The sequence below is a fragment of the Isoptericola sp. NPDC057191 genome, assembly GCF_042670225.1.
Lineage (GTDB): Bacteria > Actinomycetota > Actinomycetes > Actinomycetales > Cellulomonadaceae > Isoptericola.
Map to the genome: position 1 here is coordinate 50673 of NZ_JBHUWC010000004.1, position 23469 is coordinate 74141.

The following is a 23469-nucleotide window of genomic DNA, read 5'->3' on the forward strand; positions in this document are numbered from 1 at the left end:
AGGAGCAGTCCCATGGCCGACTTCCCCGAGAACCTCCGCTACTCCGCCGAGCACGAGTGGGTGGACGACGCGTCCCCCGCGACCATCGGCGTGACGTCCGTCGCCGCCGACGCGCTCGGCGACGTCGTCTACCTCGAGCTGCCGGAGGTGGGCGCGACGATCGAGGCGGGCTCCGTCGTCGGGGAGATCGAGTCCACCAAGTCGGTCTCGGAGCTGTACTCGCCGGTGAGCGGCACGGTGGTCGAGGTCAACCAGTCCGCCGTGGACGACCCCGCCGTGGTGAACTCCGACCCGTTCGGTGCGGGGTGGCTCTTCAAGGTGGACGTGACCGGTCGCGGGGACCTGCTCACGGCCGAGCAGTACGCCGCGCAGGCGGGCTGACGCTTTCCCGGATTCCGTGACCAAATCGTGACTTTCGGGTCCGATATGGGTTGATTGCCTGGGATAACCGCGCTGACCTGCGACAACACGGCCGGCTTCGCCTCCACGGGGTCCGAAGCCGGCCGTGGACGTCCCGCCGTCGCGACAACGCGCAGAAATCTGCGTCATGACCAGGCTGCACGTTCCTCCTCATCCATGACGGCTTCCCCTGGTCGACCAACGGTCGGCGGCCGTCGAGGAGGAAGAACGATGAGCACCATCGAGCTGACTGGCCCCACGACGTCCCGCCTGCTGACGCGCCGCGAGCGAGTGGTTCTTTCCAACCTGTCCGAGGACGTCACCCTCGAGCAGATCGCGACCAAGCTGTTCGTCACGCGGAACACGGTGAAGTCGCAGGTTCGCAGCGTGTACCGCAAGATCGGCGTCTCCAGCCGGGCCGAGGCCGTCGCATGGGCGCGACAGTCCGGGTACGGCATCGGCTGACCGCACGCGTGATGTAGGAGCCCCGCTCGACGACAGGGGAGGTCGTCGGTGCGGGGCTCTCGCACGTCCGGGCCCGGATGAAAGACTCCGCTCATGACTGCACGCCGCCTCGTGGTCGCTGCCGCGATCGTCGACGACCTCGACCGTCCGGCCCGCCTGCTCGCGGCCAGGCGGAGCCGCCCGGCCCACCTGGCGGGCCGGTGGGAGTTCCCGGGCGGCAAGGTCGACCCGGGGGAGACGCCGGTCGAGGCGCTGCACCGCGAGCTGGTGGAGGAGCTCGGCGTCCGGGTCCAGCTCGGCGACGAGCTTCCCGGGCCCGACGACGGCGCCTGGATCATCACCGACCGGCACGACCTGCGGCTCTGGCTCGCCGTCGTCACCGACGGCGACCCTGCACCCCTGGTCGAGCACGACGAGCTGCGCTGGCTCGGGCGTGACGACCTGTTCGGCGTGGACTGGCTCGACGGCGACGTGCGCATCGTGGAGGCGCTGGCCGCGGCCCTCGACGGGGTCGACGTCAGCCGCTAGACGAGGCTGCCCCCTGGTCGGCGCTCCGGCCGGCCACACGGACGCGCGCGGCCGTGAAGTCACTTGCCCGACACCCGGTACGGTGTGGAGAAAATTGCCAACCGGGTCAGGGGACAGGGCCGTCGTGACGCGGGAGGGCAGCGCGGTTCCGCCCGGCGGGGTCCGTGCTCGCGAGGCATCGTTGCCAGGGAGGCCCACGGAGGTGCGGGAATGACGGCACGACTCACGACCGGACGCACGCGGCGGCGCCCACCGTCTCCCGAGGACGCCCTGGGCTATGAGCTGCGGACGGACCTGCTGACGCGGGTGGCGCACGCGCACGACGCGTCGCACTACCTGCTGCGGCCGGAGGTCGTGGTGCGCGCGGACGGTGTCGACGGCGTGGTCGCCGCGATGCGGGAGGCGAGCCGGCGGGGTCTGCCGGTGACGTTCCGCTCCGGCGGCACGAGCCTGTCGGGGCAGGCGTCGGGCGCGGGGATGCTCATCGACACGCGCACCCGGTTCACGCGCGTGGAGGTGCTGGACGGCGGGGAGCGGGTGCGCTGCCAGCCCGGCGCCACGCTGCGGCTGGTCAACGGCCACCTGGCTCGGCACGGTCGCCGCCTCGGCCCGGACCCGGCGAGCGAGATCGCGTGCACGGTCGGGGGAGTGGTCGCGAACAACTCGTCCGGGATGTCGTCGGGCACCACGCGCACGGCGTACCGGACGGTCGAGTCGATGACGGTGGTGCTGGCGAGCGGCACCGTGGTGGACACCGGGGCGCCCGACGCCGACGCGCGCCTCGCGGCGCGGGAGCCGGACCTGCACCGCGGGCTGGCCGCGCTGCGCGACCGCGTCCGGTCGAGCCCGGCGATGCGCGCCGAGGTCGAGCGGCAGTTCGCGATGAAGAACACCATGGGCTACTCGGTGAACGCGCTGCTCGACCACGACTCCCCGGTGAAGATCCTCGAGCACCTGCTGGTGGGCTCGGAGGGCACGCTCGGCTGGGTCGCCGACGTCACCTTCCGCACCGTGCCCCTGCTGACGAAGGTCGCGACGACGCTGCTGGTCTTCGACTCGCTCGAGCGCGCCACGGACGCGCTGGTGCCCCTCGGCCTCTCCGGGCCGGAGGCGATCGAGCTCATGGACGCCGCGTCGCTGCGCGTGGCGGCCGCCGACCCGAAGGCGGACCCGTCGATGCGGTCCCTCGCGCGCGGCGCGGGCATCACGGGGCAGACGGCGCTGCTCGTCGAGTACCGCGCGGCGACCGACGACGCCCTCGCGCCCCTGCAGGACGCCGCGCGCGCCGTCGTCGACGGCCTCGCGCTGGAGGTGCCCGCGACCCTCACGACCGACCCCGCCACGCGCGAGCGCCTCTGGCGGGTGCGCAAGGGCCTGTACACGGCGGTCGCCGGCGCCCGGCCGGCCGGGGCGACGGCGCTGCTGGAGGACGTCGTCGTCCCTGTCCCCGACCTCACCGCCACCGTGCGCGACCTGGGCGGCCTGTTCGCCCGGCACGGGTACGACGACGCCGTGACGTTCGGGCACGCCAAGGACGGCAACCTGCACTTCATGATCAGCCCCCGCCTCGGCGACCCGGCCGAGCTGGACCGGTACGAGGCGTTCAGCGACGACCTCGTGGACCTCGTCCTCGGCCACCGCGGCTCGCTCAAGGCCGAGCACGGCACCGGCCGCATCATGGCGCCGTTCGTGCAGCGCCAGTACGGCGACGACCTGTACGCCGTGATGCGCGAGATCAAGAGCCTGTTCGACCCGCGCGGCGTGCTCAACCCCGGCGTGGTCCTCACCGACGACCCGCGCGAGCACCTGCGCGACCTCAAGGTCGAGGCGTCGGCCGGCGGCGAGGACGCCCCGCTGGTCGACCGGTGCGTGGAGTGCGGGTACTGCGAGCCCGGCTGTCCCTCGCGCACCGTCACCACGACGCCGCGGCAGCGGATCGCCCTGCTCAAGGAGCTCGCCGTCGCCCCCGAGGGGGAGCGGGAGGAGCTGGCGAAGGCGTACGAGTACTGGGGGGTGCAGACCTGCGCCGCCGACTCGATGTGCGTCGAGGCCTGCCCCGTCGGCATCGACACGGGCGTCGTGATGAAGGGGCACCGGGCGCGGTCGAACCCCGCCCTCGTCCAGAAGGGCGGCGAGGCGCTCGCCGGGTCCTGGGGGCCGGTCGTGGACGTGCTGCGCGGCGCGCTCGGCGTCGTGCAGAAGGTGCCGACGCCGGTGGTGCGCGTCGCGTCGGAGGTCGCGCGCGGCGCGGTGGGGACCGACGTCGTGCCGCGCGTCGACGGCGACCTGCCCGGGCCCGGTCCGCAGCGCGAGGAGGCAGACCTGGCGGCGGCCGACGGCGACGCGCCCCGCGCCGTCCTGTTCGCCTCCTGCATGGGCGAGCTGTTCGCCCCGGCGGACGGCGGGCTGCCCGACGACGGACGCCCGGTCGGCGCGGAGGCCGCGTTCCGCGCCCTGTGCGAGCGGGCAGGGGTCGGCCTCGTCGTGCCGCAGGGCATCGGTGGGCTGTGCTGCGGCACGCCGTGGGTGAGCAAGGGGCTGCCCGACGGCGCCGCGCGCATGGCGCGGCAGGTGCTCGACGCCCTGTGGACGGCGACCCGCGGCGGCGAGCTGCCGGTCGTGTGCGACGCGTCGAGCTGCACGCACGGGCTGGTCGAGACACCGCACCACCTGTCGGCGCAGGACGCCGCACGGTTCGCGCGGCTGCGGATCGTCGACGCCGTGACGTTCGTGCGCACCGACGTGCTGCCGGCGCTCGCGGCGCGCGGGGTCGACGTCGAGCGCCTGCCGAGCGTCGTCGTGCACCCGACCTGCGCCACCGTGCACCTGGGCGCGGTCGACGACCTGCGCGCCGTGGCCGCGGCCGTCGCGGACGACGCCGTCGTGCCCGCCGCGTGGGGCTGCTGCGGCTTCGCCGGCGACCGCGGCATGCTCCACCCCGAGCTGACCGCCGCCGCCACGCACGCCGAGGCGACGGAGGTCGCGGCAGGGGAGCGGACGCTGCCGGACGGCCGGTACGACGCGTACGTCTCGAACAACCGGACCTGCGAGATGGGGATGGCCCGCGCCACCGGCAGGGACTACGTGCACGTGCTGGAGCTGCTGGAGGCGGCGACGCGCTGAACCGGCTCCTGCTGCCGGACCGGGAGGGTCCCGGGGCGAGGCGCCTCCCGCCGCGCGGACCCGGCCCGGTGGCCGCCCGTGGCGAACGCGATGCTCGCCAGCACGAGGCCGATCCCGACTCCCTGGAGCGCGGTGAGCGTCTCCCCGCCGACGGCGACCCCGAGGGCGACCCCGGTGACGGGGTTGAGCAGCCCGATCACCCCGACGGCGCCCGCCGGCAGGTGCTGGAACCCGCTGAACCAGCAGACGAACGCCAGCGCCGTCGCGACGACGCTCACGTAAGCGAACGCGAGCGTCTCGGAGAGCGACAGCGCGGGCGGCCTCCCCTCGACGAGGGCCGCGGCGACCAGCAGCTCCATGCCGCCGACGACCAGCTGCCACGCGGTGACCGTGAGGACGGGGGTGCCGTCCTGCCACCGCTTCGTGAGGACGGCTCCGACGGACGACAGCGCCATCGAGGCGACCGACGCCGCGATGCCCCACCCGTCGAGCGCGGCGGTCGCGGTGCTGACGATCAGGAGGACGCCGGCCCCGCCCACGCCGGCCCCGACGAGGATCCGCGGCGTGGGGCGCTCGCGGACCAGCAACCATGCGGCGCCGGCGATGGCGAGCGGGCTGAGCGACATCAGCGAGGCGGCGACGCTCGCCGGGAGCAGCTGGGCCGCGAGGTACACGAGGCAGAAGAACAGCCCCATGTTGAGCGTCCCGAGCACCAGAGACCGCCACCACCATGCGCCGCGCGGCAGCCTGCGGGCGATCAGCATGAGGAGCACGCCCGCCGGGAGCGCGCGGGTCGCCGACCCCCACAGGGGCGTGTCCGCGGGGAGGAGCTGATGGGTCACGAAGTAGGTGGACCCGAACGCGACGGGCCCGACGGCTGCGAGCAGGGGCCAGCGTGCGGCGTGCCACCACCGGCCCGCCCTCCAAGAAGTTTCCACGGAAACCAGTGTACTTTCCACGGAAAGTACACTGGGCTCATGGTGGAGGTCGATCGCGTCGGGACGTTCGTCGAGCAGTGGCGCCGCGAGCGTCCGGACCTCGACCCGAGCCCGATGGCCGTGATCGGCCGGATGCGCCGGGTCTCCGACGACTTCTCCGCGGCGCTCGTGGAGAACTATCGGCGCTACGGGATCGGGGAGGGCGAGTTCGACGTCCTCTGCGCGCTCCGGCGGGCGGGCGCGCCCTTCGCGCTCAACCAGGGAGACCTCGCGGAGCACACCATGGTGACGGCGGGCGCGACATCGAAGCGGGTCGACCGGCTGGAGTCCGCCGGGCTGGTGTCCCGGCATCTGCAGGCCGACGACGGCCGCGGGCGCGTCGTCACGCTCTCGCCCCAGGGCCGCCGTCTCATCGACGAGGCCTATCCCGAGCACCTCCAGCTCGAGGAGCAGCTGCTCTCCCCGCTCTCGCGTAACGAACGGACGCAGCTCGAAGCGCTGCTGCGCAAGCTCGTCGGCGGCTGAGCGCGACACCGAAGCCGTCGGCGTCCATGGAGCCGACCAGAGCCCTAGTGTGGTGCGGTGCCTCCTGCGATCGACCTGCACCTGCCCACCGGATCGGGTGTCTACTCCGAGCAGCAGCTGGCGGTGCTCGACGAGGGGTTCCAGGACGCCGTGCGGCTGGTCCATGACGTCCTGCACCTGAGCGGGGTGGACGTCTTCGCGGTCGACGCCCCGGACATGACGATCCCGAGCTGGGGTTGCGGCGGCTACACGTACAGTGCGCGATCCGTCGTCCTCGCGGTCGACGCGTCGCAGACGACCACGACGTCAGCCGTCCGTGCGACCCTGGTCCACGAGCTCCACCACGTGGCGCGGGAGCGAGGACCCGGGTGCGGGTCGAGCCTTCGTGACCGCGTCGTGTCCGAGGGCCTGGCCATGCTGTTCGAGGAGGAGGTCCTCGGGGCGGCGTCGGAGTTCGCGCACCAGGACGTCACCGACGCCCAGGTCGCGCGCCTGGTCGACGCGCTGGACGAGGATCCCGCCGACGACGGGCGATGGTTCTTCCACGCCGGGGACATGCCCCTGTGGCTCGGGTACACCGCCGGCTACCGGTGGGCGCGCTCGTACGCCCGCGAACACGGGCTGAGCGCGTCCGCGCTGGTCCACGCGCCCGCCGCCGCGATCACGCGCGCGCTCGAGCACGACGAGCCGCGCTGAGACACCTCTGCCCGCCTGTCCTCTGTCGCCGTTCTGAGTGACGACCCACAAGTCGTCGTCGCCGGGTCGCCATACCTCCGTCGTCCACGTGGACGTCCACGACCTCGAGGTAGCTCCTGACAGGTCAGGTCGGGTCCGCGACTGACGACTCGTGCCGACGGTGCGGCACGTCCCTGCCGCGCTGTCTCGCGACGAGGTCCGTCAGCAGGCTCGGGTACTGGGGGTGAGCGAACTCGAGCCGCGGGAACTCCTGGACGTCGACGAAGCGCAGGTCGTCGTGCTCGTCGGGCGCAGCGTTGGTGATGCGACCGGACCACTCGGGCACGAGGTGAGCGTCGAGCGCCAGGTCGCCCGACTCGATCCGGAACAGGGCCATCGGCTCGACGACGGCCTCGACACCGAGCTCCTCGCGCAGCTCGCGGGCCAGCGCCTCCACCGTGCTCTCGCCTGGTTCGACGTGACCACCCGGAAGATCCCACACGCCCGGGTACGCACGACGTGCCGCGGACCGTAGCCCCAGCAACACAGACCCGGTGCGGAAGAGCACACCCACCACGACCCGATGCTCGAAGCCCACGCGCGCACGCTACCGCTCGGACCGCTCGCGGGACCGGGCGGCGAACTCCTCTCCGCCGGCGGGGAAGAGCACGGGGCTGAGGACGTAGCGTCGTCGTTCGCCGTCCTCGGCGGGCTCGGGGCCGCCGGTCAGGGCCGGGGTGATGGCGTCACGCAGGCGGGTGATGAGTTGCTCGACCTCGCGCGGCGAGAGCCATACGGCGTGTTGCCGATATCCGACGAGGTCGGCGGCCGGATCGGCGTCGGGGTGGTCGACGTAGGCGCCGAACTCGGCGAGCAGGGCGGCCATCGCGACGCCGAAGGCGGCCCGGTGGTCGTCGACGGTCGCGGTGCGTGCTGCCGCGGGGGTCACCGCGGCTCGATCGGGGACCAACCGGTAGGTGCGTTCGACGGCGCCGCGGACCCGCCGTTCGCTGGTCACCTCCAGCAGGCCGGAGTCGAGGAGTATCGCGACCTGCCGATAGAGGGTCGCCTGGGAGACGTCGGGCAGGGCCCGGTGCAGCTGGGCGGTGGTGAGCTCTCGCCGGCCGGACAGTGCCCCGGCGATCCGCAGGCGGACAGGGTGGACGATCGGATGGTTGCCGGCCATGGACCCATGGTCTCACCGGCGCTAATGTTCTCATTCGTGCAAACAATCGCGGTACGGAATGCCGACCTCGTCCTGCAGCACCTCGACCGCGGCGACGCCCGACGCGCCCAGGCGCTGTTCGACCCCGCCGTCCGCCGGCGCCTGCCGGCGCGCCGGCTGGGGCACGCCTGGCGGCAGGCTGTGAGCGTGCACGGCGGCCTGACCGCGTGGCAGCTGGACAGCGTCGCGGTGCCCGAGGAGCCCGGCGCGCCCACGGTCGTGCGCCTGGCCTGCCGGACGCCCGGCCCGGCGCTGACCGCCGTCGTGACGGTCGCACCCGACGGCGGGCTGCTCGACCTGCAGGTGCGTCCCACCGTCCTGGCATGGGAACCACCGACCTACGCGGACATCGAGGAGTTCGACGAGGTCGAGACCGTGATGGGTGCCGGCGACACCGCTGTGGGTGGAACCCTCACGATCCCGCACGGGAACGGCACCGTGCCCGCCGTCGTGCTGTTGTCCGGGATGGGCCCGTTCGACAGGGACATGACGACCGGGTCGAACCGGATCGGCCGGGACCTCGCCTGGGGCCTGGCCACTCGAGGCATCGCCGTGGCGCGCTACGACAACCCGAGCCATGGGGCGCCCGAGCGCGCCACCCGGCCTGGCGCCGTCGCCATGGACGACTACCGGCCGGTGCCCGACGCGGTTCGCCAGCTGGGGCAGCACTCGCGCGTGGACGCCGCGAGGATCACCCTGGCCGGGCACTCCATGGGCGGCAAGATCGCCCCGCGGGTTGCCGCCCTTCTCGACGACGACCGCCGCGCCTCCCTCGGCGGTCTGATACTCCTGGCAGCAGACGCTGCTCCGATGCCCGAGGCGGCCGTCCGGGTCGTCAAGCATCTTGCGACGCACCCGGGCACCGGCGTCGACCGGCGCGACGTCCGCCGCACCGTCCGCCAGGCCCGTCGCGCCGCCGGTCCTCGCCTGCGGCAGAGCACCCCCACCTCGCGGCTCCCCTTCGGGCTGCCTGCCTCCTTCTGGCTCGACCTGCGTCGGTACGACCCGGTCGCCACCGCGCGCCAGTCGGGCCTTCCGCTGCTGCTGCTCCAGGGCGGCCGCGACTACCAGGTCACCGTCGAGGACGACCTCGCCCTGTGGCGACAAGGTCTGGCCGACCACCCCGACGTCACGGTCCGGGAGGTGCCCGAGGACGACCACTTCTTCCTGCCCGGGACGGGACCATCGCTGCCCAGGGACTACGAACAGCCGGGCCATCTCGACCAGCAGGTCGTGGACACGATCGCCGACTGGATCCATGCGCACTGAGCCCATCGACTGAACGGCGCGGTACCTGCTCGCCACGCTCGTCACCGCGCGGCGGCTACGAGCGTGACGATCATCCCGATCCCCAGGAGGACGAGCACGGCGCCCGCAACCTTCGTCAGCCACGGCAGCACACGGGCGAGCCGGGTGCGCGCCCGCTCGGATCCCAGCGCGACGGCGACGAACAGATCCCATGCGAGCACGACGGCGACCATCCACACGCCGTACAGCGTGAGGACGGCGGGGCCGGCGCCGGTGAGAACGGCGGCGAGGCTGACGTAGAACAGCGCGTTCTTCGGGTTGAGGAGCCCGGACGCGAGACCGAGACCGAGGTTTCGCGTCCACGTCGTGCGGGCGAGCCGAGCGGGCGAGGCGACGCCGACGTCGACTCTGGCCCGCAGGAACGTGACCCCCATGACGACCAGGAATCCGCCCCCGACGCCCTGGACCACCTGCAACACCGCGGGACTCGTGATCGCCGCCAGCCCGCAGAACGCCGCGGCGACGAAGACGCCGTTGGCGCAGGCGATCCCCACGCACACGCCGCTGGCGCTGCGCCAGCCGCTGGTCAAGGTGGTGCGTGCGATCAGGAAGAAGTCGACCCCTGGGATGAGCAGGGCGAGAAAGTGCGCGACGGCGACGGCGAGGAACTGCTCCATCTCTCCCCAGACGTGGTGGACGACCTGTCGCCTCGAGTCTGGGGTGGTCCCGGGTGGGGGTCTTGAACGATATTGCGTCAGCGTCGGTAGGCGCCGGGGGTGGCGGCCACGTGGGCGCGGAACACCCGGTGGAAGTGGCTCTGATCGGCGAACCCGAGCGCTTGCGCGGTCTCGGCGAGCGATCTGCCCTCACGGAGCATCGTCCGCGCGGTGATGACCCTGTCGTTGTGCCGCCACGCCACCGGCGTGAGACCGGTGGCCCGCCGCATCGCCCGGATGAGCTGATACCGGTCCATCCCGGCGGCCTCGGCCAGCTCGGTGAGCGCCGGGTTCGACGCGTCCTCGTGCAGCCGGTCGAGCACCGGCCCCAGCCGGTCCAGCAGCTCGATGTCGGTGGCGGAGGGCAACCGGTGGAGCGGTGTGGCCGCCATGCACTCGTTCAGGGCCCGGCGGAGCGTGGCCTCGACGTCTGCGGTCGCTGCCTGCTGTTCGCCGGGCCCGGCGAACAGCAGGTCGTTGACGGCGTCAAACCTCCGGTGCACGCCGCGGTCGCGGACGACGGTGATCCCCCCGAGGAGGATCTCGCCGCCCTCGGGCAGCAGGCTCGCGATCCAGCGCTGGTCGGCGTGGATCATCTGGTACTCCCAGCGCCCCCGGCCGGGGTTGCAGGCATGCACGTGCCCAGCCGGAATGAGGATCACGTCGCCGGCGGCGAGTGGGACGGAGCCGCCCGCCGGCCCGGTGAATGCCGTCGTGCCGGTGTCGACGAGTCCGATCGAGAAGCGGTCGTGCGAGTGCGGCCGGTAGCAGGCGGCATCCTGGCAGGAGCGTCGTGACTCCAGATGTGGCAGCTCCGTGCTGTGCCAGAACTCAGCCATCGATCGTCCTCCCCCTCGGACCGTCATTCGACAAGCGCACGCCCGCCGCACGCGGTCCGCTCATCGCGCCCCGAGGTCGTAGGCGGTGCCGCCCGCCACGGCACGGAGCTTGTCCGGGTTGGCCACGTTGCGGACCGCGACGACCCTGCCGTCGCCGTCGACCTCGACCGTGACGGTGGCCACGACCCGCCCCCCGCCCTGGAAGACGATCCCGGGCTCGCCGTTGATCTCGACGAGCTCGGCCACCATGTCGGCGGGCTCGACCCCCTGATACGTGACGGTGCCGATGGCTGCGAACCACCGGGCCACGGTCTCCGCGCCGACGATCGGGCGCAGCGCCTGCCGGACCTTGCCGCCGCCGTCCGTCCAGAGCGTGACATCCGGCGCGAGCAGGTCCAGCAGCGTGTTGACGTCCCCGCCCGTCGCCGCGGCGAAGAAGCGCTCGGTGACCGCACGGTGCTGCGCACGGTCGGCCGCGAACCGGGGCCGTCGGGCATGGACGTGCTCGCGCGCACGGTGCGCGGCCTGACGAACCGAGACCTCGGACCGGCCTACGGCCTCAGCAATCTCGGCGTGGCTGAAGTCGAAGATCTCCTTCAGTACGAACACGGCCCGCTCCAGCGGGCTGAGCGTCTCCAGCACCACCATCATCGCCATCGACACGGACTCGGCGCCGGTCACGGCGTCGACGGTGTCCCCGGCGGTGAGGATCGGCTCGGGCAGCCACGGACCCACGTACGTCTCGCGCTGGTACCGCGCGGACCGCAGGCGTTCGAGCGCCAGGTTCGACACGATCCGCGCCAGGTAGGCCTTCGGGTCGGCCACGTGCGAGCGGTCCGCCGACGACCACTTGATCCACGCGTCCTGGACGGCGTCCTCGGCATCGGCGGCGGAGCCGAGGACGCGGTACGCCACGGAGAACAGGAGCCTGCGGTGCTGGTGGAAGACGTCGTCGTCGGGGCCGGGCGCGCCGTCCTCACCGGCCGCCGTCACCGGGCGGCCCGCGTGTACCGGCCGCCGCGCGGCCAGAACGCACCGGAGGCGGGCAGCTTCTTCATGCGGCCGTACGTCGGCCAGGGCGAGGCAGTCACGGTCTCCTTGTACCGCACGGCCGCGCCGCCCGTCAGGCAGATTCGCCGGGGGCTGTCGTCGGGACGCGTGAACTGCACGACGGCGTCGTGCCGGCCGAGGCTCACCGGCGTGTGGTAGTACCCGAAGCGGAACGGCTTCGGCTGCCTGCCCCGCAGCACCCGGTCGATCGACAGCGCGGCGTGCACCCCCGTCGGCATCCCGCCCTGGCAGGTGCCGTGCATGACGCCGTACCCCTGGCGGATCGCTGCGGCGTCACCGACGGCGTACACGTCGGGGTGCGACACCGACCGCAGCGCGGAGTCCGTGACGATCCGTCCCCGGTCGTCCACCGTGAGACCGGCGGCGGCGGCCATCGGCGAGACGCGCGTACCGCTCGTCCACAGCACCACGTCGGCGGCGAGGACCTCCCCGCCCGCCAGCTCCAGCGCGCCGGGGAGCACCTTCGTGACCTCGGCTCCCGAGCGCACCTCGACGCCGAGCCGGTCGAGCGCCGCGCGCAGGTAGGCCCGCGCCCTCGGGTTCAGGCTCGCGCCGGGCTCCTGCCTCCCCACCAGCACGACGTCGAGGTTCGGGTGCTGCTCGGCGATCTCGGCCGCCGACTCCACTCCTGTCAGGCCGCTGCCCGCGACGACGACGGCGCCGCCCCGCAGGCCGGCGAGCCGACGGGCCAGCACCTCCGCGTCCTGGACGCTGCCGAGGCTGTGGGCGTGGTCCTCGGCGCCGGGCACCGCCGACGTGTCGGCCGCGCCCCCGAGCGCGTAGACCAGCGTGTCGTAGGTCAGGGTCCGGTCGTCGTCGATACGCACGATCTTCGCGTCGGCGTCGACCGCCGTCACCCAGCCCTGCACGAACCGTGCGCCCGTGCCGTCGAGAATCTCGGGGATGCGCAGGTCCGCGACCTGCTGCCCGGTCGCCGTCATGGGGAAGCGCAGGCGCTCGGAGAACCGCTCCTGGGCGTTCACCATCGTCACCTGCACGTCGTCGCGCCGCCCCACGCGGGCGGCGAGCTGCACCGCCGCCGCCATCCCGGCGTAGCCCGCCCCCAGGACCACCACGTGGTGGGGAGCACGCCGGCCGGTCGTCGTGGCCGAGGTCGTCGTGTGCTCTGCCTGCTGTGCGTCCATCGTGTCCGTCTCCTCCGTAGGTCCGGTGATGCCCACGAGATGGGCGCGGCCGGGCAGAACGTGACATCGCCGCACTGTGACGCCCGTCACGTCGCGCCGGGGCATGGCGCCGGGGCATGGCGCCAGGGCATGGCGCCGGGGGTCGGCGCAGCGCTCGGGAGCCTCGTCCCTGTGTCCTGTCGTGCATGTCGTCGTGCATGTCGCGGGGTGGGCCATGTCGCCGCTTGCGTTCGAGTGCGCTCGAAGCCCTACCGTCCTCGGCATGGAACTGGACGACGCGCTGAGCAGGGCGCTCCGCCTGGCGGTGGACCCGCCGGGAGGGGTGTCGGTCGAAGCGTTGCGGGAGCTCGCGCGCGACGACGATGCCGTCGAGTGGGACATCGCGACCGCGGCCGAGCATCTCGAGGTCAGCCCGCACACCTTGCGGTACTACGAGCGCATCGGGCTGGTCAGCGTCGCCCGCGACGCCGCCGGCCATCGTCGCTACGACGCGGCCGCGGTGCGGCGGCTGGTGTTCCTAACGCGGATGCGCACGTCGGGCATGTCGATCAGCGACCTGCGCCACTACGTCGACCTCGTCGACGAGGGCCGGGACACCGTGTCCGAACGCCTCGATCTGCTGTTTGAGCACCGCGACACCCTGCGGTCCCAGGTCGCGCAGCTGCAGCTCGCGCTGGCCGCCACCGAGTACAAGATCGCCACCTACCAGGAAGCGCCTCGACCATGACGACCACCACCCCGCAGCACGACATCGACAGCCCCGAGAACCTTGCCCGCCGCCGGCACGGACAGTCCGTCCTCGCGCAGATCGACGGGCACCAGGGCGAGGCGGTCGTCGACTCCCTGGCCGGCATCAGTCCCGCGCTGGGCCATCACGTCGCGGCGTTCGCGTTCGGCGACATCTACGACCGGCCCGGGCTCGACCCGCGCAGCCGGCAGCTGGTCACCCTCGGCGTCCTGACCGCGCTCGGGGGCTGTGAACCCCAGCTCAAGGTGCACGTCGGCGCCGCCCTCAACGTGGGCCTCAGCCGCGAGGAGATCATCGAGGCGATCCTGCACGCCGCCGTCTACTGCGGGTTCCCCCGGGCGGTGAACGCGACCTTCGCCGCCCGTGAGGTCTTCACCGAGCGTGACGACGACGCCGCGCGCACGTCCGGGGAGGCTTCTCAAACCTCCACGGACTGACTGGTCCGTCCTGATCGGCGAGGTCCTGGTGTGCGGTCACGGTCAGTCTGGGGAGGGGCCCGTTCGGTGATGACCAGGTGTCTGTCGGTGGGGCTGGGCCTGGCAGGATCACTCCTGGTCGGCGCGATGTGCGCCGCTCGTGGTGCGCGACCTCGGCCGGTTGATGCCCGACCGCCGTGTCCTCTTTCCCGGTCTTGCCACGGCCATGCCTTCCCGCCTCGAAAGGTGCCTCGATGACCTTCCCGAGCACGACCGCTCCTCGCTTGTCCGCCGTGCCCGGTCCTGGCGCGGAGCTCGACCGTGTCCTCGCGCTGACGTCGCGCGAGCCCGTGTGGCGGCTGTCCGCCGACTCGTACCGGGCGGAGGCCGCCGAGCAGCAGTACCGGCCGGAGTGGACGTGGGCCGCCTGGGGCGCGGACGGCCAGGTCCTGGCCCGCGCGCTGTGGTGGGGGCAGAGCGACAGCACCCACCCCCTCGCGCTCGACTGCCTCGCCGTCGTCGACGACGTTCCCGCCGTCGACCGGGCTCCGCTGACGGCCGCGCTCCTCCGGGCCGGGCACGACGCCTTCCGCGGGGCCGGCGCGGACGCCCCGCCCCTGTACAACCTGATGCGCCTGCCCGAGTCCTGGCGGGACGACCCGAAGCACGTCAGCGCCGTCGCCTGGCGCAGGGACGCCGCCCGCCTGGCGGGTCTCGGCGTCGAGGTCGAGCGGCTCCAGTTCGAGTGGACGCCCGAGTCGCCGCTGCCCGCCGCGCCGCAACGGCTGATCTTCTCGCCGGAGCCGGACGACGAAGCCTTCCTCGCGGCGATGCTGCGGGTCGCCGAGGGCACCCTCGACGCGCACACCCGCGAGGGCGAGGCGGCACACGGGCCGGAGGCCACCGCCCGCGAGAGCCTGCAGTTCTACCTGGACCGGCCCGGTAGGCGGGAGTGGTGGCGCCTCGCGCACACCCCGGACGGTGCCCTCGCCGGTCTCGCGATCCCGTCGGCGACCCCCTACGCCCGCAACGTCGGCTACCTCGGCGTCGTCCCGGAGCTGCGCGGCCGCGGCCACGTCTCGGAGATCCTTGCCGCCATCACGCGCTTCCACGCCGCCGACGGCGCGGAGCGCATCACCGCCACGACCGACCTCGGGAACCGCCCGATGGCGGCGGCGTTCACCCGCGCCGGGTACCGGAACACCGACGTCCGCCTCATCTTCTCGGCGCCGGCGGACTAGCGCTGTCCCACAGTGCCGGACACGTACGCTCGCGGGATGAAGCACTACATCCTCTTCGACCACGACGGTGTGCTGGTCGACACGGAGCCCTGGTACTTCGAGGCCGGGGCCCGCGCCCTGGCGGACGTCGGCTTCACGCTGGACAGGGATCAGTACCTCCGCGACATGGCCCACGGCAACCCCACCTGGACCCAGGCGAGGGCAGCAGGCGTCGACGAGGACACCATCGACCGAGTGCGGGACGCCCGGAACGCCTACTACCAGCACTTCCTGCGGACCGAGGACATCGAGATCGACGGCGTGGTCGACGCGCTCGCCCGGCTGTCGCAGCACGTGCGCATGGCCGTGGTGACCACCTCCAAGCGCGCGGACTTCGAGCTCATCCACGCCACGCGCGACATCCTGCGGTTCATGGACTTCGCCCTCGTGCGCGAGGACTACACGCACGCGAAGCCGCACCCGGAGCCGTACCTGACCGGCCTGCGCCGCTTCGGGGCCGACGCGGGGGAGGTGCTGGTCGTGGAGGACTCGGCCCGAGGTCTCGGCTCCGCCGTGGCGGCGGGCATCGACTGCGCCGTCGTCCACCACCCCTTCACGCAGGCCCAGGACCTCTCGCGCGCCACACATCGCATCGCCGACCTCGCCGAGCTCGCGGACCTCGTCGTGGAGTGACTTGTCCGTCGCGCGAGCGAGCGCAGAGGCCAGGAACCTCGAACGTCTAAGGTCGGATCTGACACCAGCCGTGCGGACTCTGCAACACTGCGTCGTCGCGGGTGGCCGATGGTGTTGAGTCGTGACGAGGTCAACCACACGAGCGGTTGGCGTGCAAGGCGTCATGGCCTTCCCACACGCCACGAGGAGCGGTCGCGTTCCTCACCCCGGTGGTCGGGACGCTGGTCGCCCTCGCCGCTGCGGGGCTCGTCGCACGTGCGCTCGTCAGGCGCGTGGGTCGCCGTTCCTGGATCCTTGCGGGCCTCTCCCTGGCCGCATGCGGCGCGCTCCTGGGGGTCGGCCTGATGGTTCTCACGATGGGCGTCACCGACGATGTCGGTAGAGACCCGGACGGCAACACCTCGGTCGAGGTCTTCACCTAGGCCCGGCACGGGCGGTCCTTGAGGGTGTGGCCGGGGCGGAGCGCGCCTGGCGAGCACTCGAAGCGAGCAGCACGCCGCGACCGCCTCGACGTGAGCGGCCGCAGGACCTCCGCACGTGCCACGCATCGCGTCGCCGGCCTTGCCGAGCCCGTGGACCTCGTCGCGGAGGGAGCGCGTCCCGGTCGCACGGGTGATCGGTGGCGACGTCAAGCACGTCTGGCTGGAGGGTCGGATCTGATATGCGCCGTGCGAATCTTGCAACAGGGCACTGCTCTGGTGACCGATGGTGTTGAGTCGGAGCGAGGAACCCGACAGGCAAGGCTCGAAGGAGAAAACTGTGCGCAAGGCGTTGGCGTCCGTCGGTATCGGGGCGGTCCTGGCCGTCGGACTCGGGGCGGCGGCCGTGCCGACCGCGTCGGCCGCGACCTACCCCGGTTGTGACCACGGCTACAGCTGCATCTGGAAGGACAAGAACTACAACGGGTTCAACGGCATGGGGGACCCCTATGGGGCATGGGCGCGCATCGGTGACACCAAGAACGACTTCACAAGATTCAGGTTGCGGGACGGCTCCGCGGCCAGCAACAGCGCCTCTTCCATCGGCCAGAACCTGCGCCAGTGCGAGAAGGGCTTCTTCTACGACTATCGCTTGGCGCCGTACAACGGGGGCACCGGCTCGTACGTGCTGTTCCACAAGGGCACGCGCGACCCCTATCTGGCCAACGGCGGCGGCTCGAGCCCGTACAAGGACGAGAACTGGGACAACCGGATCAGCTCGAACTGGTACAAGTCGTGCATCTGGTGAGCAGAACGCCGGCGAGTCTGAGGCCACCTGGCGCGATGCTCGCTGCAGGCCGTCGAGCGGGACTGGCGACATCGATCGCCGTGTCCCTCTGCGTCGTCGCCGGGTGCGCGAACAGCGTCGACGACCCCGGGCCGCAGTCGACCCGTGAAACGGTGCTGGATGTCCCGGACGCAGTCGCACCGATCATCGACGAGCGGGGAGGCACGGTCCAACCCGGATCCATGCGTCTCTTCGTCGACGAGTACCACCGAGACAAGCTGGACTACATCGTCCGTGCCGCGACGACCGACTGTCTGCGACGCCAGGGCTATACAGGGCCGGTCGACAGGGTGCGGGTGCCGGATCCGCTGTACGGGTCGGCGGTCGTGCTTCCGCCGTGGCTCGAGACGCAGGCCGCACGCTTCGGATTTCTGCCGCCGCAACCGTTGGCAGACCTGGTGGCCAACGGGGTCGAGATCCGCACGTCCGCGCAGGATCGGGCCGAGGAGATCCGGGAACTCTTTCGCCGCAGCGACCGCTTCTACGACGACCTCGATGCCGCGAAGGAGACAACCTGGTACAGGGACGCAGCGGCGGCCTGCAAGAGTGACCCTGCGGTGGCCAGATGGTCGTCCCTCGACATCGACGAGCCTGCGCAGGGCCCCTGGCTCGAAGAGTTCACCGCGGACCAGACGCAGGCGTTCGCCGACCCGGCGATGACACCGATCAAGGCGGACTACGACCGGTGCCTGTCGAAGCACGGGCTCACCGCCGCGGCCCCCGACTCGGTCGCCTACGACGACATGTTCTCCGTCGTGGGCCAGAGCTGGGAGGTGATCGACGAGCAGCAGGTCGCGCTGGCGACCCAGGTGGCGCGGTGCAAGGCCGACACGGACGCGGTGCCACGCATGATGGAGGTGTGGTCGCGGTACGAGGGCGCGACGTTCCTGAGGTACGAGCAGGAGCTGACGGAGGCGCTGACCTTCACCGAGAAGACCGAGGCCATGATCGACGAGTACCTCGCCACGCATGGCGAGTGACGGGCGCAGGACCGCGCGCGACCCAGGTGACCGCCGTGCCCGGTGGGTCGCGGTCTGGGTCGTGTCCGCGGTCGTGGTCGTGGGCGGCGCGTTCGTGGCGGGCTCGTTCGTGCGTTCGCCGTGGCAGGACGCCGTGGAGAACGCCGAGGGTTCGGCGTCGACGACGGCTCAGGTGGTGTCCCGGGAGTTCAGCGCCCGGACCGCCCCGGTCGCCGGTGCGGTGTCGCTCGGCGCGACGATGACGGTGGCGGTGCCGGAGGTCGCGACACCGCGGACCGTGGTGACGTCCGCGACCCCGGCGAAGGGGTCGCGGGTGTCCAGCGGACGAGTCCTCGCGGGCGTCTCCGGACGTCCGCTCATCGCCCTGGACCTGCAGCTGCCGCTGTACCGGGACTTGACCCCGGGGACGACGGGTCCCGACGTCCGGTCGTTGCAGCAGGCCCTCGTCGACCTCGGGCTGCTCCACGGCGCGGTCGACGGGGAATACGGTCCGGCGACCTCAGGCGCGGTGACGGCGCTCTACACCCGCTCCGGGTACGACCCGCCGGCCGCAGTGCGGTACGCCGGGGCGGAGACCGCGGACGAGGTGTTGCCGCCGGCGGATGCCGGCGCCGGCGCCGAGACCGACGAGACCGACGAGACCGACGCGACCGAGGACGTTGCAGGCACCGCGCGGGCTCGGCCGGCTCGGGCCGAGGCACAGGGGACCGTCCGGACGGGGACGCCGCTGCCGTGGGCGGAGGTGGTGGACGTGCCCGCGGAGGGTGCCACGGTCCGCACCGCCAGCAAGGCGGGCCGCGTGCTGGAGCCGGGGAGCCCGCTGCTGACGTTGCGCACGGGCAGCGCGCACGTGACGGCGCGGGTCCCCGCCGCGGACAAGGCCCACTACCGCCGGGGCACGAAGGTCCTGGTCGACCTGCCGGGGACGGAGACCCGCCGGTTCGAGGCGTCGATCACCTCGCGGTCGCGCTTCCGGCCCGGGGACGGCGACGGCGCCCTGCCCGGCTACGACATCCGTGTCCCGCTGCCCGCCGCCGCGCTGGACGGCGTCCGGGACGGCACGTCGGCGACCGTCGGCCCCGCGGCGGCGGAGGCGGCGGTCACCGCGCCGGCCGTGCCGCTCGCCGCGGTGCGCCAGGACGACGGCGGCACCTACGTTCTCACGCCCGCCGCGTCCGGCGACGTCCCGCGACGCGTGGACGTGACCCTCGGCCTCCAGCAGGACGGGTACCTCCAGGTCGACGCGGGTGAGGTGACGGTCGGGCAGACGCTGGTCGTCGGGGGCGACGCCGAGGCGCCGACCCGCGGGAGCGACGGGTGAGCACCGGCCCCTCCCTCCGGGTGCGCGGGCTGCGCAAGGTGTACCCGTCGGCTCCGCCGGTGGTCGCGCTGGACGGGGCCGACCTCGACGTCCATCCCGGCGAACGGCTGGCGGTGCTGGGACGCTCAGGGGCCGGGAAGTCCACGCTGCTCAACATCCTCGGCCTGCTGGACACCGCCACCGCCGGCGACTACGACCTGCTCGGCGTACCGGTCGCCGCTCTCTCGGCCCGCCGGCGCGACACCCTGCGCGCCGACGCCCTCGGCTTCGTGTTCCAGGCCAGCCACGTCCTCGGGCACCGCACCGTGGCCGAGAACGTGCTCCTCAAGCTCACCACCGCGCGGGTTCCCGCCGGACGACGCCGCGACCTCGTCGACCAGGTCCTGCACACCGTCGGGCTGTCCGCCCGCACGCACGCCCTCGGCGCCACGCTGTCCGGCGGGGAGAAACAACGGCTGGCCCTGGCGCGCGCCGTCGTGACCGGGCCGCGCGTCGTCCTGGCCGACGAACCCACCGGCAACCTCGACGACGGCAACGCCGCCAACGTGCTCCACCTCCTCGACCGGCAGGCAGCCGCGGACGTCACCGTCGTCGTCATCACCCACGACCCGCGCACCGCGCGCTGGGCGGACCGCGTCGTCGAGCTCGCCGACGGGCGCCTCCACCGGGTCGAAGGGCGCCCATGAGGATCCCCGACCTGGTCGCCGACGTCGTCGTCGACCACACCGCCCGGCGCACCCGCGTCCTGCTCATGCTCACCGCCATCGCCTTCGCCACGGGATCGCTGGTCACGGCCCTCGGCATCTCCACGACGGCCGCCCAGCAGATCGACGCCGACCTCGCGGCGGCCGCGACCGACACCCTCACCCTCACGCCGAACTCCACGCCGTCCGACGAAGGCGCGACGCCCTCTGGCGACGGCCCGGACCCGACGACGACCTACTTCCCCGCCGGAGCGGCCGGGCGGGTCGAGGCGATCGACCTGGTCGACTCCGCCGGGCTCCGCCTCCCCGTCTCCACCGAGCACGTCACGCGCCCGACCGGCGACAACGACCCGGGGGCGGGCGCGGCTGCCGGCGCGCCCGCCGAGCTCCGTGTCGTCGGCGCGACCAGCGGGTACCTGGCCACCCAGGACGTCGCGTCGAGCCGGGCCTGGGTGCTCGACACCGCGGACTCGTCGCAGCAGCCCGGTGCGGGGCTGCGGGTCGCGTTCCTCGACGCCTCGGCGGCGTCCGTGCTCGGCGTCCCGCCCGGGCTGTCCGACTACACCGGCTACCGCGTCGTGGTCGACGACGTGCCGCTGGAGGTCGTCGACGTCGTCCACGGCCCTGCGACCGCCGGGGCGGTCCTGGTGCCGTACCAGCTCGCCCTGCACCAGCTCGACGGGTCCGCGACCGACGCCCAGATGCTCGTCCGCACCCGCCCCGGCGCCGGGCCTGCCGTCGCGAGGGTGGTGCGCGAAGCCGTGCACCCCGACCGCCCGCAGCTCCTGAGCGTCTCGACCGCCGTGAGTCTCGAGTCCCTGCGCCAGGGCGTCACCACCCAGCTCGACCGCTTCGCGGCGGCGATCGGCGCCGTCCTCCTCGTCCTGACCACCCTGCTGATCGCGAACTCCATGGCCACCGCCGTCGTGACCCGCACCCCCGAGATCGGGCTCCGGCGCGCCCTGGGCGCCTCCCGTGCCACGATCGCCGGGCTCTTCCTCGTGGACGGAGCCCTGTCAGGCGTCCTCGGCGGCCTCGCCGGGTCGGCGCTCGGCACCAGCGCGATCGTCGTCGTCGCCTGGCTCAACCGGTGGACGGCGATCATGACCTGGCACGACGCCGTCCTCGGCCCCGCCGTGGGCCTCGTCGTCGGGCTCACCGCCTCGGCCTATCCCGCCGTCCGGGCCGCCGCCGTCTCGCCGGCCGAGGCCGTCCGCGCGGAATGAGTCACGGCGTCGCCGGGTGCACCACCATCGCGGCGCCGCCGCCGCGGCGACGAGGCTCGGACACGGCGGTGAGCAGGCCGTCGTCGCCGATCTGGACGGCGGTGGCGGCACCGATCTCGGCGGCGGCCGTGAACAGGTCGCCCGAGGGCACCAGGGTGTGGCCGTACTCCTCCAGGGCGGGGCCGTACGCAGCGATGAACTCCGGTTCGGCGGTCACCGACGCGGTGTTGCGCTGGGCCGCGCGCGGGGCGGCGAGCGCCTCCCCGATCGGCATCCCGCGGTCGAGATGGTTGGTGAGCGTCTGCAGCACGGTCGTGATGATGGTGGAGCCGCCGGGGGAACCGAGGGCGAGCACCGGCTCGCCGTCACGGAGCACGATGGTGGGTGCCATCGACGACCGGGGGCGCTTGCCCGGCTCGATGCGGTTGGGGTCGTCCGGCGCCCACACGGTGGAGAAGTCGGTGAGCTCGTTGTTGAGGAGGAAGCCGCGGCCCGGCACGAGCATGCCGGAGCCGCCGGTCTGCTCGATCGTCAGCGTGTACTCGACGACGTCGCCCCAGCGGTCCACGACGGTGAGGTTGGTGGTGGACACGTTCTCCGTGTCGGAGTCCGCGGGGGCCACGGTCTCCCCGCAGGTCGGCTGGTCGGCGTTCACGTCGCCGGGGGCCACCGGCTTCACGGCGGCCTTCTCGGGGTCGAGGAGGCAGGCGCGCTCGGCCGCGAAGTCGTCGGAGAGCAGGGTGTCGAGCGGGACGTCGACGAACGCGGGGTCGCCCACGTAGGCGCCGCGGTCGGCGAACGCGAGGGCGCTCGCCTCCAGGTAGTGGTGCAGGTAGGCGGCGTCGTCCATGCTCGCGAGGTCGAACGTCTCGAGGATGTTCAGGGCCTCCTCGACGGTGGACCCGCCGCTGGAGGACGGCGCCATGCCGTAGACGTCGTAGTCGCGGTAGTCGGAGACGGCCGGGTCCTGCACGATCGCCTCGTACCCGGCGAGGTCGTCGACGTCGAGGTAGCCGGGCGGCACCGGCAGGGTGGTCGCCGGGTCGGTACGCGGGTGCTGCACGACGTCCGCCATCTCGGCCGCTAGCGGGCCCTCGTAGAACGCGTCGGTGCCGTGCTTCGCCAGCAGGTCGTAGGTGGCCGCGAGGTCGCGGTTGCGGAACACGCTGCCCACGGCGGGCGGCTCCCCGCCGGGCAGGTAGAGGGCGGCGGTGTCGGGGAACGCGGCGAAGCGGGTGGCGTTCGACGCCGTCTGGTCGTGGAACGTCTGGTCGACGACGAACCCGCGCCGGGCGAGCTGTGTCGCCGGCTTGAGCGCCTGCTTCAGCGAGTACGTGCCCCACTCGTCGAGCGCGGTGGCCCAGGTGGCGGGGGTGCCGGGCGTCCCCACGGACACGCCGCTGGTCACGAGCTGTGGCGTGAACGGGTACGGCTTGCCGGTGGCCGGGTCGATGAACGCGTCCGTCGGCATGTCCGCCGGGGCCGTCTCGCGTCCGTCGATCGTCTGCACCTCGCCGGTGCTCGCGTCGTAGTGGACGAGGTACCCGCCGCCGCCGACCCCCGCGCTGTACGGCTCGGTGACGCCGAGCGCCGCCGCGGCCGCCACCGCGGCGTCGACCGCGTTGCCGCCCTTGCGCAGCACCTCCAGGCCGATGCGGCTCGCCTCCGGGTCGACGGTGCTGATCGCGCCGCCGTACCCGACGGCGGTGGGCACCTTGACGTCGTCGCGCGGGTGCGCGCCCGCGGACGTGGCGCCGAGCGTGCCGACGACGGCGGTGCTCGCGGCCAGCGCCGCGGCCGTCAGGACGGCGGCGGCCCGGGTGCGGGTCGAAGGGCGGGCGGAACGGCGGTGGTCCACGGCTGCCTCCTGGGCGGTGGTGCGTTCCTCCCACAGTGACGGAGTTCGGCGCCGGGCGCCCGCCGAAGACGCCGGGCGGTCCCCAGGAGCGACCCCGCGGGGGGTCTACCTGCGGTGTTGCGCGCCTGCCGTGCGAGCCG

Annotated in this window: 25 protein-coding genes; 17 read left to right on the plus strand and 8 right to left on the minus strand. The window is 73.0% G+C overall.

What is annotated here, in order from left to right; translation table 11 throughout:
• Positions 1–12: 12 nt before the first annotated feature.
• The 4 genes from gcvH to ACFT55_RS01620 all read left to right on the plus strand — a co-directional run bounded on the left by gcvH (position 13) and on the right by ACFT55_RS01620 (position 4515).
• Positions 13–381, plus strand: a complete 369-nt coding sequence (gene gcvH, locus ACFT55_RS01605) for a glycine cleavage system protein GcvH (RefSeq protein ID WP_380240801.1) — start codon at positions 13–15, stop codon at positions 379–381.
• Positions 382–630: 249 nt separating this feature from the next.
• Positions 631–864, plus strand: a complete 234-nt coding sequence (locus ACFT55_RS01610; protein ID WP_380240803.1) for a LuxR C-terminal-related transcriptional regulator — start codon at positions 631–633, stop codon at positions 862–864.
• 93 nt (positions 865–957) lie between these two features.
• Positions 958–1392: a (deoxy)nucleoside triphosphate pyrophosphohydrolase gene (locus tag ACFT55_RS01615; RefSeq protein WP_380240805.1), complete on the plus strand. Its 435-nt coding sequence runs from the start codon at positions 958–960 to the stop codon at positions 1390–1392.
• 210 nt (positions 1393–1602) lie between these two features.
• A complete protein-coding gene (locus ACFT55_RS01620) occupies positions 1603–4515 on the plus strand; it encodes an FAD-binding and (Fe-S)-binding domain-containing protein (protein ID WP_380240807.1) in 2913 nt (970 codons plus the stop codon).
• Here ACFT55_RS01620 and ACFT55_RS01625 read toward each other — a convergent pair.
• Positions 4473–5453 carry a DMT family transporter gene (locus ACFT55_RS01625; RefSeq protein WP_380240809.1) on the minus strand — a complete coding sequence of 327 codons (981 nt, stop codon included), beginning with the start codon at positions 5451–5453 and terminating at the stop codon, positions 4473–4475. The two genes, ACFT55_RS01620 and ACFT55_RS01625, sit on opposite strands and share 43 nt — an antisense overlap.
• 39 nt (positions 5454–5492) lie before the next feature.
• Between ACFT55_RS01625 and ACFT55_RS01630 the strand changes: the two genes are divergently transcribed.
• On the plus strand, positions 5493–5978 hold the full coding sequence (locus ACFT55_RS01630) for a MarR family winged helix-turn-helix transcriptional regulator (RefSeq protein ID WP_380240811.1): 486 nt from the start codon (positions 5493–5495) through the stop codon (positions 5976–5978).
• A 57-nt stretch (positions 5979–6035) separates the two neighbouring features.
• Positions 6036–6674 carry a DUF2268 domain-containing putative Zn-dependent protease gene (locus ACFT55_RS01635; RefSeq protein WP_380240813.1) on the plus strand — a complete coding sequence of 213 codons (639 nt, stop codon included), beginning with the start codon at positions 6036–6038 and terminating at the stop codon, positions 6672–6674.
• A gap of 124 nt (positions 6675–6798) precedes the next feature.
• On the opposite strand, the gene ACFT55_RS01640 is transcribed toward ACFT55_RS01635, so the two are convergent.
• Positions 6799–7251 (minus strand): NUDIX domain-containing protein, encoded by a 453-nt coding sequence (locus tag ACFT55_RS01640; RefSeq protein ID WP_380240815.1) that lies wholly within the window; start codon positions 7249–7251, stop codon positions 6799–6801.
• 9 nt (positions 7252–7260) lie between these two features.
• Complete coding sequence (locus ACFT55_RS01645; protein ID WP_380240817.1) at positions 7261–7839, minus strand: helix-turn-helix domain-containing protein; 579 nt, start codon at positions 7837–7839, stop codon at positions 7261–7263.
• Positions 7840–7875: 36 nt separating this feature from the next.
• Here ACFT55_RS01645 and ACFT55_RS01650 point away from each other — a divergent pair, with 36 nt between their 5' ends.
• Positions 7876–9147 (plus strand): alpha/beta hydrolase family protein, encoded by a 1272-nt coding sequence (locus ACFT55_RS01650; RefSeq protein ID WP_380240819.1) that lies wholly within the window; start codon positions 7876–7878, stop codon positions 9145–9147.
• A 41-nt stretch (positions 9148–9188) separates the two neighbouring features.
• Here the strand turns inward: ACFT55_RS01650 and ACFT55_RS01655 are convergent, their stop codons facing one another.
• From ACFT55_RS01655 to ACFT55_RS01670, 4 genes are all read right to left on the minus strand, one after another.
• Positions 9189–9803: a LysE family translocator gene (locus tag ACFT55_RS01655; protein WP_380240822.1), complete on the minus strand. Its 615-nt coding sequence runs from the start codon at positions 9801–9803 to the stop codon at positions 9189–9191.
• Positions 9804–9880: 77 nt separating this feature from the next.
• Positions 9881–10681, minus strand: a complete 801-nt coding sequence (locus ACFT55_RS01660) for an AraC family transcriptional regulator (protein WP_380240824.1) — start codon at positions 10679–10681, stop codon at positions 9881–9883.
• Positions 10682–10741: 60 nt separating this feature from the next.
• On the minus strand, positions 10742–11674 hold the full coding sequence (locus ACFT55_RS01665; RefSeq protein WP_380240826.1) for an RNA polymerase sigma-70 factor: 933 nt from the start codon (positions 11672–11674) through the stop codon (positions 10742–10744).
• On the minus strand, positions 11671–12897 hold the full coding sequence (locus ACFT55_RS01670; RefSeq protein WP_380240828.1) for an NAD(P)/FAD-dependent oxidoreductase: 1227 nt from the start codon (positions 12895–12897) through the stop codon (positions 11671–11673). Before ACFT55_RS01670 ends, ACFT55_RS01665 begins: the two co-directional genes overlap by 4 nt.
• A 262-nt stretch (positions 12898–13159) precedes the next feature.
• On the opposite strand from ACFT55_RS01670, the gene ACFT55_RS01675 reads away from it, so the two are divergent.
• From ACFT55_RS01675 to ACFT55_RS01720, 10 genes are all read left to right on the plus strand, one after another.
• On the plus strand, positions 13160–13624 hold the full coding sequence (locus ACFT55_RS01675) for a MerR family transcriptional regulator (RefSeq protein ID WP_380240830.1): 465 nt from the start codon (positions 13160–13162) through the stop codon (positions 13622–13624).
• On the plus strand, positions 13621–14082 hold the full coding sequence (locus ACFT55_RS01680) for a carboxymuconolactone decarboxylase family protein (protein WP_380240832.1): 462 nt from the start codon (positions 13621–13623) through the stop codon (positions 14080–14082). The genes ACFT55_RS01675 and ACFT55_RS01680 overlap by 4 nt, the downstream gene beginning before the upstream one ends.
• Positions 14083–14315: 233 nt before the next feature.
• Positions 14316–15302, plus strand: a complete 987-nt coding sequence (locus tag ACFT55_RS01685; RefSeq protein ID WP_380240834.1) for a GNAT family N-acetyltransferase — start codon at positions 14316–14318, stop codon at positions 15300–15302.
• A gap of 36 nt (positions 15303–15338) precedes the next feature.
• The gene (locus ACFT55_RS01690; RefSeq protein ID WP_380240836.1) at positions 15339–15974 is read left to right on the plus strand and encodes an HAD family hydrolase; all 636 of its coding nucleotides are present in this window, start codon (positions 15339–15341) and stop codon (positions 15972–15974) included.
• Between the two features lie 209 nt (positions 15975–16183).
• Complete coding sequence (locus tag ACFT55_RS01695) at positions 16184–16396, plus strand: hypothetical protein (protein ID WP_380240838.1); 213 nt, start codon at positions 16184–16186, stop codon at positions 16394–16396.
• Positions 16397–16733: 337 nt separating this feature from the next.
• On the plus strand, positions 16734–17201 hold the full coding sequence (locus ACFT55_RS01700; protein ID WP_380240840.1) for a hypothetical protein: 468 nt from the start codon (positions 16734–16736) through the stop codon (positions 17199–17201).
• The gene (locus tag ACFT55_RS01705) at positions 17189–18220 is read left to right on the plus strand and encodes a hypothetical protein (protein ID WP_380240842.1); all 1032 of its coding nucleotides are present in this window, start codon (positions 17189–17191) and stop codon (positions 18218–18220) included. Before ACFT55_RS01700 ends, ACFT55_RS01705 begins: the two co-directional genes overlap by 13 nt.
• Positions 18221–18281: 61 nt before the next feature.
• On the plus strand, positions 18282–19541 hold the full coding sequence (locus tag ACFT55_RS01710; protein ID WP_380240844.1) for a peptidoglycan-binding protein: 1260 nt from the start codon (positions 18282–18284) through the stop codon (positions 19539–19541).
• Positions 19538–20227, plus strand: a complete 690-nt coding sequence (locus ACFT55_RS01715; protein ID WP_380240846.1) for an ABC transporter ATP-binding protein — start codon at positions 19538–19540, stop codon at positions 20225–20227. The genes ACFT55_RS01710 and ACFT55_RS01715 overlap by 4 nt, the downstream gene beginning before the upstream one ends.
• Positions 20224–21471: an ABC transporter permease gene (locus tag ACFT55_RS01720; protein WP_380240848.1), complete on the plus strand. Its 1248-nt coding sequence runs from the start codon at positions 20224–20226 to the stop codon at positions 21469–21471. The genes ACFT55_RS01715 and ACFT55_RS01720 overlap by 4 nt, the downstream gene beginning before the upstream one ends.
• Position 21472: 1 nt before the next feature.
• On the opposite strand, the gene ggt is transcribed toward ACFT55_RS01720, so the two are convergent.
• A complete protein-coding gene (ggt, locus tag ACFT55_RS01725) occupies positions 21473–23329 on the minus strand; it encodes a gamma-glutamyltransferase (protein WP_380240850.1) in 1857 nt (618 codons plus the stop codon).
• Positions 23330–23469 lie beyond the last annotated feature (140 nt).

Bases quoted from the DNA above. Each gene is read 5' to 3' on its own strand.
- gcvH (WP_380240801.1), top strand. From the start codon at position 13: ATGGCCGACTTCCCCGAGAACCTCCGCTACTCCGCCGAGCACGAGTGG.
- ACFT55_RS01610 (WP_380240803.1), top strand. From the start codon at position 631: ATGAGCACCATCGAGCTGACTGGCCCCACGACGTCCCGCCTGCTGACG.
- ACFT55_RS01655 (WP_380240822.1), bottom strand. From the start codon at position 9,803: ATGGAGCAGTTCCTCGCCGTCGCCGTCGCGCACTTTCTCGCCCTGCTC.
- ACFT55_RS01670 (WP_380240828.1), bottom strand. From the start codon at position 12,897: ATGGACGCACAGCAGGCAGAGCACACGACGACCTCGGCCACGACGACC.
- ACFT55_RS01675 (WP_380240830.1), top strand. From the start codon at position 13,160: ATGGAACTGGACGACGCGCTGAGCAGGGCGCTCCGCCTGGCGGTGGAC.
- ACFT55_RS01620 (WP_380240807.1), top strand. From the start codon at position 1,603: ATGACGGCACGACTCACGACCGGACGCACGCGGCGGCGCCCACCGTCT.
- ACFT55_RS01645 (WP_380240817.1), bottom strand. From the start codon at position 7,839: ATGGCCGGCAACCATCCGATCGTCCACCCTGTCCGCCTGCGGATCGCC.
- ACFT55_RS01690 (WP_380240836.1), top strand. From the start codon at position 15,339: ATGAAGCACTACATCCTCTTCGACCACGACGGTGTGCTGGTCGACACG.
- ACFT55_RS01660 (WP_380240824.1), bottom strand. From the start codon at position 10,681: ATGGCTGAGTTCTGGCACAGCACGGAGCTGCCACATCTGGAGTCACGA.
- ACFT55_RS01680 (WP_380240832.1), top strand. From the start codon at position 13,621: ATGACGACCACCACCCCGCAGCACGACATCGACAGCCCCGAGAACCTT.
- ACFT55_RS01630 (WP_380240811.1), top strand. From the start codon at position 5,493: ATGGTGGAGGTCGATCGCGTCGGGACGTTCGTCGAGCAGTGGCGCCGC.
- ACFT55_RS01685 (WP_380240834.1), top strand. From the start codon at position 14,316: ATGACCTTCCCGAGCACGACCGCTCCTCGCTTGTCCGCCGTGCCCGGT.
- ACFT55_RS01720 (WP_380240848.1), top strand. From the start codon at position 20,224: ATGAGGATCCCCGACCTGGTCGCCGACGTCGTCGTCGACCACACCGCC.
- ACFT55_RS01615 (WP_380240805.1), top strand. From the start codon at position 958: ATGACTGCACGCCGCCTCGTGGTCGCTGCCGCGATCGTCGACGACCTC.